This window comes from Hydrogenophaga borbori (genome assembly GCF_003417535.1).
In the GTDB taxonomy this organism is placed as follows: Bacteria; Pseudomonadota; Gammaproteobacteria; order Burkholderiales; family Burkholderiaceae_C; genus Hydrogenophaga; species Hydrogenophaga borbori.
The window spans coordinates 17,341-28,247 of the sequence record NZ_QVLS01000020.1; the positions used below are offsets into that span (position 1 = coordinate 17,341).

Genomic DNA, 10,907 nt, shown 5'->3' on the forward strand with positions numbered 1-10,907 from the left:
GGTCCGCGCCCGCCTCGGCCGCATGGCGGTGGTGGCCCCGACCAGCGGGGTCCGGCGCGGTCGAATGGCCGATCGCCGCGCCGGCCGCTCAGCGCTCGGGCAGCGCCGCCTTCACCGCCTCGCCCAGCTCGATCACCGCCAGCGCGTAGTAGCTGCTCCAGTTGTAGCGCGTCACCACGTAGAAGTTCTGGGTGCCGGCCACGTAGCTGGAGGGCGCGCCCGCGTTCTGCAGTTCGACCAGCGCGAGCGGGCCGGGGTGCTGCAGCGCCGCGCCCTCGAGCACGGCGCCCTTGGCCTGGAAGGCCTCGACCGTGAAGCTGGGCAGGATGTCGGGCGCCAGCAGGGTTTCCAGGTCCAGCGCGGCCGGGTCGAAGCGCACCGGGTAGTGCGTGGGCATGCCGGGCGTCCAGCCGAAGGCCTTGAAATAGTTCGCCACCGAGCCGATCACGTCGGCCGGGCTGTCGAACAGGTCGACCTTGCCGTTGCCGTCGAAGTCGATGGCGTAGCGCGCCCAGCTGCTGGGCATGAACTGCGGCAGGCCCATGGCGCCGGCGAAGCTGCCCAGCAGGCCCTGCGGGTCGGTGCCGTTGCGCTGGCACAGGCTCAGCAATTGCTCCAGCTCGTCGCGGAAGAAGGCGCTGCGCGCGGCGGCGCGCGGGTGGCTGGCGGGGAAGTCGAAGGCGAGCGTGGTGATCGCGTCGATGACCTTGTGTGTGCCGGTGTGGCGGCCGTAGAGCGTCTCCACGCCGATGACGCCGACGATGAGCGAGGCCGGCACGCCGAACTCGGCCTCGGCGCGCGCCAGGGCCTCGCGGTTGTCCTGCCAGAAGGCTTGTCCGGCGGCGATGCGCGTGGGCTCGATGAAGCGCGCGCGGTAGGCGGCCCAGTTCTTGGGCACGCCGCGCGGCGGCGGCGTGACGCCGCGGATGGCGGCCTCCAGCCGCTGCGCCTGGCCGATCTGCGCCAGCACCCAGGCCGCATCGAGCTGGCGGCGCGCGGCCAGGTCTTCGGCGAAGGCCATGGCGGCCGGGTGGTCGCGGTAGAAGAAGGGCGCTCGCGCGGGCGGGCGGTTCGTGGGGCGCTGCTTGGCGGGGGAATTGGCCTGGGCGGCCGGCAGCGGCAGGGTGGACAGCGAGAGGGTGGCCAGGGCGGCCAGGGCGATCGATCGGCGTTGCATTGCCCGCGATTGGATCACGCGCGGCGGCGGACCGGCCAGGCCAGCCGGCGGAATTCCTGCCTCAGCTGGGCGAGGGTGCTGCCGCTGTCGCGCGCGTAGCGTTGGGCTTCGAGGCGCAGCAGCCAATCGGCCAGGCCTTGCACGGCCGGCCCGTCGCCCAGTTGCGCCTTCAGGCGTTGGGCCAGTTCGCGCGGCGGCGTGCGCTCGTCCGAGGCCACCCCCAGGCGCGCCAGCCGCTGGCGCGCGCGCCGCAGCAGGCGCAGCCAGGGGTCGTGCTGCTGGCGTTCCCACAGGGCCCAGAGCGCACCCAGCAGGCTCGCGCCGATCACCACGCCCAGCAGCACGGTGGCCAGGTCCTGCCAGCTCGGCGAGGCGAAACCCAGCGCGCGCAGCAGCTCGAGCTGGCTGCCCTGCGTGTAGTCCAGCACCCACTGGTTCCACGCGTTGTTGACGGCCTCCCAGGTGGCGCGCAGCCGCGCGACAAGCGTCGGGTTGAGGTTGCCGAGCGCGCCGGCGAAGGCCCCCGCGAAGCCGGCGGCGGGCGCCTGCAGGCGTTGCACCGACCCGATGCGGCCGGGGAAGACCGCGCCCGTGGGGTCCACTCGCACCCAGCCCTGGCCCTGCAGCCAGACCTCCGTCCAGGCGTGGGCGTCGCGCTGGCGCACCGTCCAGTAGCCGTCGACCGTGTTGGTGTCGCCGCCCTGGTAGCCCGTGACCACGCGCGCCGGGATGTCCATGGCGCGCATGAGCACGGCGAAGCCGCTGGCGATGTGCTCGCAGAAGCCCGCCTTGCGGTCGAACCAGAACTCGTCGGCGGTGTGCCGGCCGTAGACGCCGGGCTCCAGCGTGTAGCGGTAGCCGCCCGTGCGCAGGCGCTCGAGCGCGGCGTTCACCAGCGCCGGCGCGGCGGCGGGGCCGGGGCCGTGCTGGCGGCGCATCTCCTGCGCCAGCTGCAGGGTGCGCGGGTTGAAGCCGGGCGGCAGTTGCAGGTAGTCCTGCAGGCCGATCTGTGCCTGCACCGGGCCATGGCCGAAGTCCAGGTGGCTTTGCGCCCGGTAGCGCACCAGGCTGTTGATGGGGCGCTGGGCGGTCCATTGCAGCGCTTCGCTCATGCGCACGCGGTTGCCGCCGGGCAGTTCGGGCGCGGCGGTGGCGGCTTCCAGCACGAAGACCCAGGGACGCCGGTTGGGCTCCATCGTGACCTCGTAGCCCACGGGCTCGCCGCGCGGGCGCAGCTGGGCCGTGAGGCGCCGCTCGCGCGGGAAGCCCGATTCGAGCGGGCGCCACTGCCGGCCGTCGAAGCTGCCCAACACCGGACCGCGGAAGTACAGCAGGCCGGCCGGCGGTGGGCGCGGGTCGTCGAAGCGCACGCGCAGCGCGATGCTGTCGTCCAGCGCGAGCTCGGCGATCTCGCCCACGCGCATCTCGTCCGACAGGCCGCTGCGCCCGCTCGGGTCGGTATTGGGCGTGCCCCACAAGGGCGCCATGCGCGGGAACAGCAGGAACAGCACCAGCATGATGGGCGCGCCCATCAGCGCCATGCCGGCGGCGATGCGCGCGGCCTGCGCCAGCGGCGGCCGCCCCACCGGCATGTGCGCGTTCACCAGCGCCGTGAGCAGGCCCAGCAGCGCGACCAGGATGCCGGCCGCCGTGAGCAGCGACTGCGAGTAGAAGAAATGCGTGAGCAGGGTGAAGAAGGCGAGGAAGAACACCACGAAGGCGTCGCGCCGCGCGCGCAGCTCCAGCGTCTTGAGCGCCAGCAGCACCACCACCAGCGTGACGCCGGCCTCCTGGCCGAGCAGCGTGCCGTGGCTGGCGAAGGTGGCGCCCAGCGTGAGCAGCAGCAGGCCCAGGCGCCAGGGCCAGCCGGGCAGCGGGGCGGCGCGCAGCGCCAGCCGGGCGCGCCAGGCGAGCACGACGGCCGTGAGCGCCGTGGTCCACCAGGGAATGTGCGCGGCCTGCAGCGCCACCACCCAGGCGATGACGCCGAGCACGAACAGGGTGTCGCGCGTGTCGCGCGGCAGCGCGCTGGCGGCGGCCCGGGTGCGTGGCAGGCGAAGGGCGTTCAGCACAGTGCGAGCGCCTCCAGGCAGCGGCTGCGGTGCGCCGGGCCCTGGTCGGGCGCCACCTCCCGGCCCGGCAGGCGCAGGCCGTAGTCGAGTTCGAGCCGGTCGGCCATCAGCACCCAGGCGGTCAGGCGCGACACGCGCCCCTCCAGTCCGGTGCCGCCGCACTGGTTGAGGTCCAGCCAGAGCTGTTGGCGCTGGCTGGACAGGGCGTCGCGGCTGACCAGTTCGTCGCGCCCGCTGGCGAAGGCCTGGGCGGCCTTCTTCCAGACCACGGCCTTCATCGGGTCGCCGCGCCGGTAGGCGCGCACGCCGTCGTACTCGCCCGTGGCCTGCACGCGCGCGCTGCCCGCGCCGCCCGACAGGGGCTCGCCGGGCGGCAGCGGCGGCGGGTGGTCTTCCGGCGTGGGGTAGACCAGGGCGGCGGCGGCGGGGCGCCACACCGTCCACACGCGGAAGGTGCCGAGCGGGAACAGGGTGATGGCGCTGAGCGCCGGCAGCGCGTGCAGGCCGCGCGCGGGCGGCCGCCAGGCCACCCGCAGCTCGGCGCTGCCTTGCGCGGGCACGTCGGCCCAGGCCAGGGCCGGCGCGCCGCCGTCCTCGGGGAGCACGCCGAGGCCGATGCCGTGGCGCGCGCGCCGCCGCTCGCTGGACAGACGCACCTCCAGCACCACCGCCTGGTGCGCGTGCACCGGCTCGGGCGGGTGCAGGTGCAGCGTGAGACCCCGCAGGTTGTTGTGGCACACGTGCATGCCCACCAGGGCGCTGCCGGCCAGCAGGAAGGTCAGCAGGTAGCCCAGGTTGAGCTGGTAGTTGATGCTGGCCACCAGCAGCAGGAGCAGGGTGAGGGCCAGCATCCAGCCAGCGCGCGTGGGCAGGATGTAGACGTTGCGCTGGGTGAGCGTGAGCGTGTCGCTGCGCTTGAGCCGGTTGTGGAACCAGGCGCGCGCGCGCGCCTTGAAGTTGAACCGCGAGGGTGAAGCATCCAGAGCGCCGCGGAACCGGCTTTGCCGGGCCGCAGGCGCTGCCCCCTGGGGGGAGGCGCCGAAGGCGCTTCGGGGGGGGCTCATTACGGCAGGGGGACAGCGTCCAGCATCGCGCGCACCTGCTCCAGCGGACCGCGCCCGGCGTCGCGCACGGGGATCAGCCGGTGCGCCGTGGTCTGCGGCAGGATGGCGGCGATGTCGTCGGGCGCCACGTAGTCGCGGCCCTGCAGGAAGGCCTGGGCCTTGGCCGCGCGCACCACGGCCAGCGCGGCGCGCGGCGACAGGCCCTGCAGGAACCAGCGGCCGCTGCGCGTGGCGTTGACCAGGTCCTGCAGGTAGTCGAGCACCGGTTCGGCGGTGTGCACCTCGGCCACGGCGCGCTGCAGGCGGGCGAGCTCGTCGCCGTCCAGGGCCGGTGGCATCGATTCGATCAGCTCGCGCCGGTCCTGGCCGCGCAGCAGCTCGCGCTCGGCGGCGCGGTCGGGGTAGCCCAGCGACAGGCGCATGTGGAATCGGTCCAGCTGCGACTCGGGCAGGGCGTAGGTGCCCAGCTGGTCGTGCGGGTTCTGCGTGGCGATGACGAAGAAGGGCTGGGGCAGGGCGCGCGTCTCGCCCTCCACCGTGACCTGCTTCTCTTCCATGGCCTCCAGCAGCGCGCTCTGGGTCTTGGGGCTGGCGCGGTTGATCTCGTCGGCCAGCAGCACCTGGGCGAACACCGGGCCCGGGTGGAAGACAAAGGCCTCGCGCCCGCGCTCGTAGATGGAGACGCCGATCAGGTCGGTGGGCATGAGGTCGGCGGTGAATTGCACGCGCGCGAACTGCAGGCCAAAGCCACGCGCCAGGGCATGGGCCAGCGTGGTCTTGCCCACGCCGGGCACGTCCTCGATCAGCAGGTGGCCGCCCGCGAGCAGGCAGGCCACGCAGTCGCTGACCTGCTGCGGTTTGCCCACGATCACCGTGTTAAGCTGGCTCAGCAGGCGCTGGATCTTGGAGTCTTGTTGCATCTGGGCTTGCATATTGGCCGCGATTCTCACCGCAGTTCAGAGATGGCCCACGCCACTGGTTATTTCACGCACAGGGCATGCTGGCAGCACGACATGGGCGCCGGCCACCCCGAATGCCCCCAACGGCTCGATGCGATCGAGGACCGGTTGCTGTTGACCGGCCTGGACGCCGCGCTCGAGCGCCGCGAGGCCACGCCGGCCGCCCTGGCCGACCTGGAGCTCGCGCACGACCGCCTGCACCTGGCCGCGCTGCGTGGCCTGGCCGACACCCTCAAGGAAGACATCGCCGCCGGCGGGCCGCAGCGCGCGCAGGTCGACCCCGATACCTCGATGAACGTGCACAGCTGGGAGGCCATCCTCATGGCCGCGGGCGCGGCCATCGACGCCACCGACGCCGTGCTGGCCGGCGAGCTGCGCAACGCCTTCTGCGCGGTGCGGCCACCGGGCCACCACGCCACGCGCCGCCAGGCCATGGGCTTTTGCTTCGTCAACAACGTGGCGGTGGCCGCCAAGTACGCGCTGGAGCGCCATGGCCTCAAGCGCGTGGCCATCATCGACTTCGACGTGCACCACGGCAACGGCACCGAGGACATCATCGAGGGCGATGAGCGCATCCTCATGTGCAGCTTCTACCAGCACCCGTTCTACCCGGCGTGGACGCACTCCACGGCGAAGAACATGGTCAACCTGCCGGTGCCGGCCTATACGCGCGGCATGGACATCCGCGAGCTGGTCGAGACCTGCTGGATCCCGCGCCTGGACGAACACCGGCCGCAGATGCTGTTCGTGAGCGCGGGTTTCGACGCGCACCGCGAGGACGACATGGGCCAGCTGGGCCTGGTCGAGCAGGACTACGCCTGGCTGACCGACCGTATCCAGGCGGTGGCCGATCGCCACGCCCAGGGCCGCGTCGTGAGTTGCCTGGAGGGCGGCTATGCGCTGGACGCGTTGGCGCGCAGCGTGGAAGCGCACCTGCGCGTGCTCGCGGGCGTCTGAGCTGATGCCGTCTTTTTCCTGTCACCTGTTCCGACGATGAACCCTTCCTCCGCTTCGCTGCGGCCGGTGGACGACCTGTCCGCCTGGCTCAGCAGCTTCCTGCAGCCGGCGGCGCTGGCCGAACTGGCCGCCCTGGCGGCCGTGGCCCTGCTGGCGTGTTCGCTGGTGGCCGGCCTGCGCCGCGCCCTGTCCATGCAGAACGCGCCCCAGTCGGTGCTGTTCGGGCGGCGCATCGTCGATGGCGCGCTGTTCCCCATCGTGCTGCTGGTGCTGGGCTTCGTGGCGCGCGGGCTGCTGATGAACTTCGTGCCGCTGGCGGTCTTTCACGTCGCCATCCCCGTGCTGGTGTCGCTGGCGGTGATCCGTCTGGGGGTGAAGGTGCTGCAGGCGGCCTTCGACGACAGCCCCTGGGTGAAGGTGCTGGAGCGCACGATCTCCTGGGCCGCCTGGCTGGGCATGGTGCTGTGGGTCAGCGGGCTGCTGCCGGTGATGCTGGCCGAGGCCGAGGACATCCGCTGGAAGGTGGGCGCCACCACGCTGAGCCTGCGCACCCTCATCGAGGGCATCGTCACCGCGTCGGCGGTGCTGATCATCACGCTGTGGATCTCGTCGGCCATCGAGGCCCGGCTGCTGCGCAACGTGGTGGGCCGGGACCGCTCGCTGCGCCAGGCGGTGAGCAACGCCACGCGGGCCCTGCTCCTGTTCGTGGGCCTCATCGTCGCGCTCTCGGCGGTGGGCATCGACCTGACCGCCCTCTCGGTGCTGGGCGGCGCCGTGGGCGTGGGCATCGGCCTGGGCCTGCAAAAGCTCGCGTCCAACTACGTCAGCGGCTTCGTCATCCTGGCCGAGCGCAGCATGCGCATCGGCGACAACGTGCGCGTGGACAACTTCGAGGGCCGCATCACCGACATCAACGCGCGCTACACGCTGATCCGCAACCTCAGCGGGCGCGAGTCCATCGTGCCCAACGAGATGCTCATCACCAACCGCGTGGAGAACCTGTCGCTGGCCGATCCCAATGTCTGGCAGTCGACCGTGGTGTCGGTGGGTTACGACAGCGACGTCGACCTGGTGTCGCGCCTGCTGCTGGACGCGGCCACCGCGCAGCCCCGCGTGCTCAAGAGCCCCGGACCCTCGGTGGCCCTGTCCAACTTCGGCGCCGACGGCCTGGAGTTCACGCTCGGCTACTGGATCGGCGATCCCGAGAACGGGCAGCTCGCGCTGCGCTCGGCCATCAACATGGCCATCCTCTCGTCGCTGCGCGCCAACGGCATCGAGATTCCCTTCCCGCAGCGCGTGGTGCACGTGCTGCGCGAGGGCGATGGCGCGGTGGCCGCTAGCGGTTCATGAAACCGGGCAGCCACAGGGAAATCATCGGGAAGCCGATGAGAATGCCCAGCCGAACCACGTCGGCCGTCACGAACGGCCACACGCCGCGGTAGATGGTGGTCAGCTTGACCTTCGGCAGCAGCGAGTTGATGACGAACAGGTTCAGGCCCACGGGCGGCGAGATCATGCCGATCTCCACGATGGTCACGATGAGGATGCCAAACCAGATGGGGTCGAAGCCCAGGCCGGTGACCACGGGGAAAAACACCGGAATCGTGAGCAGCACGATCGCCAGTTCCTCCATCACCATGCCCAATGCCAGGTAGATCACCATCATCACCACCACCACCATGATCGGCTCGGGGCTGAACTGCAGCACGAAGTCGCGCAGATCGGCCGGCATGGACGTGAAGTTGATGAAGTTGGTGAAGATCATCGCGGCGATCAGGATGGTGAACAGCATGGCCGTGGTGCGGGAGCTTTCGATCAGCACCTCCAGCAGCAGCCGCGGCGTGAGCGTGCGGCGCGCCAGCGCGAAGAAGAATGCGCCCGCCGCGCCCATGCCCGCGCCTTCGGTGGCGGTGAACACGCCGCCGTAGATGCCGCCGATCACCAGCGCGAACAGCAGCGCCACCCCCCAGATGCCGCGGATGGCGGCCAGGCGCTGGCGCCAGGTGAAGCGCTCGGCGGGGGGGCCGGCCTGGGGGTCGCGCCAGGTGACGAACACCACGGCCAGGCACAGGCAGGCGATGGCGACGATGCCGGGCAGGATGCCGGCGATGAACAGCTTGCCGATGTCGGTCTCGGTGATGATCCCGTAGATCACCAGGATGGTGGACGGCGGGATCAGGATGCCCAGCGTGCCACCCGAGGCGATGGCGCCGGTGGCCAGCGTCTCCTTGTAGCCGTGCGCCTTCATCTCCGGAAAGGCCACGCGGGTCATGGTGGCCGCGGTGGCGATCGACGAGCCGCAGATGGAGCCGAAGCCGCCCGAGGCAATGATGCTGGCCATGGCCAGGCCGCCCGGGCGGTGGCCCACGAAGGCATTGGCCGCGTTGAACAGCTCGCGCGCCATGCCGGCGCGCGCGACGAAATTGCCCATCAGGACGAACAGCGGGATGACCGACAGCACATAGGCGAAGCCGGTTTCGAAGATGACCTGGCTGGTGCTGGCCAGGGCCGGCTGCCAGCCCCGCAGCACACCCATGCCCACGAAGCCCGCGGTGGCCATGGACACGGCCAGCGGCACGCGCAGGAAAGCCATGGCGAAGACGCCCAGAAAGCCCAGCAGCGCGGCGGTCATGCGGCGTCTCCCGGCTGGGCCGCGCCGTGGAAAGCGGGCTCGGGGGGGCGGAAGAAGACGAAGACCAGGTGCACCAGCGCGGTGACGAACAGGAAGAGCGCCATCATCCAGGCCACCGGCGCCAGGGGCAGCTGCAGGTGGACCGTGATGTCGCCATAGTCGAGAAAGCGGTCGGCGCGCAGCAGCATCAGGCGCGCCATCCAGGCGAAAGCGATGGCGCAGAACAGGTGCACCACGCGCTGCTGGATGCGCCGCAGGCCACTGGGAATGAAGGCGTCCAGCGAGTCGAAGACCACGTGCTCGCCACGCCAGGAGACCAAGGGCAGCGCGCCGAAGATCACGATCACCATCAGGATCTCGGTGACCTCGAGCCCGCCAGGCACCGAGTGGCTGAAGAACTTGCGGCCCGTCACGTCGACGAGCGTGAGCAGCATGATGGAAAACAAGGCCATCGCGGCCATCAGGCCGGTCGACCAGCGCAGCGCGCGATCCAGGACGGTGAGCATGTCGGGGGAGCGTTCAAAAGCAACGGCGGGCAGCCGGGGTGGCGACTGCCCGCCGTGCGGGGGTGGGTGGCGGCTCGATGCCTTACTTGACCTTCTTGATCTCGGCGCGGAACTCGGCCAGCACGGCCTTGGGGTCCTTCAGGCCCTTGGCCGCGGCGGCGGCGGCCCATTTGTCCTCCAGCTCGGCCTGCTTGGCGGCGACGGCCTTGATGAAGGAGTCGTCGGCCTGGATGCGCGCCACGCCCTGGGTCTTCTGCAGCTCGCGGCTGGCGGCGTCGACCTTGTCCCAGCCTTCGCCGAAGATGCGCGTGGCGACCTCGCCCGAGATCTTGTCGACCACGGCCTTGTCCTGCGCGGACAGGGCGTTGTATTTGGCCGGGTTCATCATGAACACGAAGCTGGTGTTGTAGAGGCCACCAGGGAAGGTGGTGGCGTGCTTGATCATGTTCAGCTTGAACGAGGCGATCGATTCATCGGGGAAGAAGGTGCCGTCCATCACGCCGGTGGACAGCAGCTCGAAGGAGTCGGGCGCGGGCTTGAGCGTGGTGTTGAAGCCCATGAGCTTGGACAGCTCGTTGATGTTGCCACCGCCGATGCGGAACTTGAGCTTGGTGGCGTCGTCCAGCGTCTTCACCGGCTGCTTGCTGTTGAAGATGATGCCGGGGCCGTGCGTGAACACGGCCAGCACCTTCACCCCGCGGTGCTCGCCCAGCGGCGCGAAGTGCTTGGCGTAGAGGTGCTGGTAGGCCACCGAGGTGGCCAGCGCGCTGTCGCCCAGGAAGGGGAACTCGGCCAGCTGCGTGAAAACGAAGCGGCCCGGCGTGTAGCCGTCCACCGTGTAGGAGATGTCGGCCAGGCCGTCGCGCACGGCGTCGAAGGTGCCCGGCGCCGCGGCCACGGACTTGGGCAGGATGTTGCACTTCATGCGACCCGCGCTTTCCTTCTCCAGCAGGTCGCACCACGATTTCTGCGCCATGCTCAGCGTGTGCGTCGGCCCCACCCAAGAAGAGGCGGTGAACACGGTCTGCGCCGAGGCCGCGCCGGCGCTCAGCAGGGTGGCGGTGGCCAGGAGGGGAATCAGCTTCATGCGGGGTGCTCCAACGACGGGGTGAAGTGGTGCGCCATCGTTACTCAACATAAGCAAAGGGCGCGAATTCACTATAGGTGAACGCATTGCGCAACGCCCTCCAGACTTACCCGAGTTCGCCGACCAAGCGGTCGGCGAAATGACGCCCCAACGACATCCCACCGCGCGTCGCGGGCATCGCGGCACCCGCGTGGCGATCGATATAATTCGAAAAAAGCACGGTCGTTCGATTTTCTGGCCATCGCTTTGGTCGCTCCCAGCGCCCACCTACAATGCCCAATTGACGTGCACGTCAATTGCACCCCGAACCCCAAACCACAGGAGCAGCTCAGCATGAAGGTTCTCGTCCCCGTCAAGCGCGTGGTCGACTACAACGTCAAGGTCCGCGTGAAAAGCGATGGCAGCGGCGTCGACATTGCGAACGTGAAGATGTCGATGAACCCGTTCGACGAG

General features: G+C 70.4%; 9 protein-coding genes and 1 pseudogene. 3 read left to right on the plus strand and 7 right to left on the minus strand.

Features of this window, described 5'->3' with window-relative positions:
• Positions 1–88: 88 nt before the first annotated feature.
• The 4 genes from mltB to DY262_RS21155 are packed head-to-tail and all read right to left on the minus strand — an operon-like array spanning position 89 to position 5,233.
• Positions 89–1,177, minus strand: a complete 1,089-nt coding sequence (mltB, locus tag DY262_RS21140) for a lytic murein transglycosylase B (protein WP_116961033.1) — start codon at positions 1,175–1,177, stop codon at positions 89–91.
• A 14-nt stretch (positions 1,178–1,191) separates the two neighbouring features.
• Positions 1,192–3,249: a transglutaminase TgpA family protein gene (locus DY262_RS21145; protein ID WP_116961034.1), complete on the minus strand. Its 2,058-nt coding sequence runs from the start codon at positions 3,247–3,249 to the stop codon at positions 1,192–1,194.
• Positions 3,243–4,313: a DUF58 domain-containing protein gene (locus DY262_RS21150; protein ID WP_116961035.1), complete on the minus strand. Its 1,071-nt coding sequence runs from the start codon at positions 4,311–4,313 to the stop codon at positions 3,243–3,245. Before DY262_RS21150 ends, DY262_RS21145 begins: the two co-directional genes overlap by 7 nt.
• Entirely contained in the window at positions 4,313–5,233 is a 921-nt protein-coding gene (locus tag DY262_RS21155) for an AAA family ATPase (RefSeq protein ID WP_116961036.1), read from the minus strand. Before DY262_RS21155 ends, DY262_RS21150 begins: the two co-directional genes overlap by 1 nt.
• A 42-nt stretch (positions 5,234–5,275) precedes the next feature.
• Here DY262_RS21155 and DY262_RS21160 point away from each other — a divergent pair, with 42 nt between their 5' ends.
• Entirely contained in the window at positions 5,276–6,229 is a 954-nt protein-coding gene (locus tag DY262_RS21160; protein WP_116961037.1) for a histone deacetylase family protein, read from the plus strand.
• Positions 6,230–6,265: 36 nt separating this feature from the next.
• Positions 6,266–7,579: a mechanosensitive ion channel family protein gene (locus DY262_RS21165; RefSeq protein ID WP_116961038.1), complete on the plus strand. Its 1,314-nt coding sequence runs from the start codon at positions 6,266–6,268 to the stop codon at positions 7,577–7,579.
• Here DY262_RS21165 and DY262_RS21170 read toward each other — a convergent pair.
• The 3 genes from DY262_RS21170 to DY262_RS21180 all read right to left on the minus strand — a co-directional run bounded on the left by DY262_RS21170 (position 7,566) and on the right by DY262_RS21180 (position 10,454).
• A complete protein-coding gene (locus DY262_RS21170) occupies positions 7,566–8,861 on the minus strand; it encodes a TRAP transporter large permease (protein ID WP_116961039.1) in 1,296 nt (431 codons plus the stop codon). The genes DY262_RS21165 and DY262_RS21170 overlap by 14 nt on opposite strands.
• Entirely contained in the window at positions 8,858–9,367 is a 510-nt protein-coding gene (locus DY262_RS21175; protein ID WP_116961040.1) for a TRAP transporter small permease, read from the minus strand. The genes DY262_RS21170 and DY262_RS21175 overlap by 4 nt, the downstream gene beginning before the upstream one ends.
• A gap of 82 nt (positions 9,368–9,449) precedes the next feature.
• The gene (locus DY262_RS21180; protein ID WP_116961041.1) at positions 9,450–10,454 is read right to left on the minus strand and encodes a TRAP transporter substrate-binding protein; all 1,005 of its coding nucleotides are present in this window, start codon (positions 10,452–10,454) and stop codon (positions 9,450–9,452) included.
• 333 nt (positions 10,455–10,787) lie between these two features.
• Between DY262_RS21180 and DY262_RS21185 the strand changes: the two are divergent.
• Positions 10,788–10,907: pseudogene (locus DY262_RS21185) on the plus strand (electron transfer flavoprotein subunit beta/FixA family protein); the annotation flags it as partial.

Bases quoted from the DNA above. Each gene is read 5' to 3' on its own strand.
- mltB (WP_116961033.1), bottom strand. From the start codon at position 1,177: ATGCAACGCCGATCGATCGCCCTGGCCGCCCTGGCCACCCTCTCGCTG.
- DY262_RS21150 (WP_116961035.1), bottom strand. From the start codon at position 4,313: ATGAGCCCCCCCCGAAGCGCCTTCGGCGCCTCCCCCCAGGGGGCAGCG.
- DY262_RS21155 (WP_116961036.1), bottom strand. From the start codon at position 5,233: ATGCAACAAGACTCCAAGATCCAGCGCCTGCTGAGCCAGCTTAACACG.
- DY262_RS21160 (WP_116961037.1), top strand. From the start codon at position 5,276: ATGGCCCACGCCACTGGTTATTTCACGCACAGGGCATGCTGGCAGCAC.
- DY262_RS21165 (WP_116961038.1), top strand. From the start codon at position 6,266: ATGAACCCTTCCTCCGCTTCGCTGCGGCCGGTGGACGACCTGTCCGCC.
- DY262_RS21170 (WP_116961039.1), bottom strand. From the start codon at position 8,861: ATGACCGCCGCGCTGCTGGGCTTTCTGGGCGTCTTCGCCATGGCTTTC.
- DY262_RS21175 (WP_116961040.1), bottom strand. From the start codon at position 9,367: ATGCTCACCGTCCTGGATCGCGCGCTGCGCTGGTCGACCGGCCTGATG.
- DY262_RS21180 (WP_116961041.1), bottom strand. From the start codon at position 10,454: ATGAAGCTGATTCCCCTCCTGGCCACCGCCACCCTGCTGAGCGCCGGC.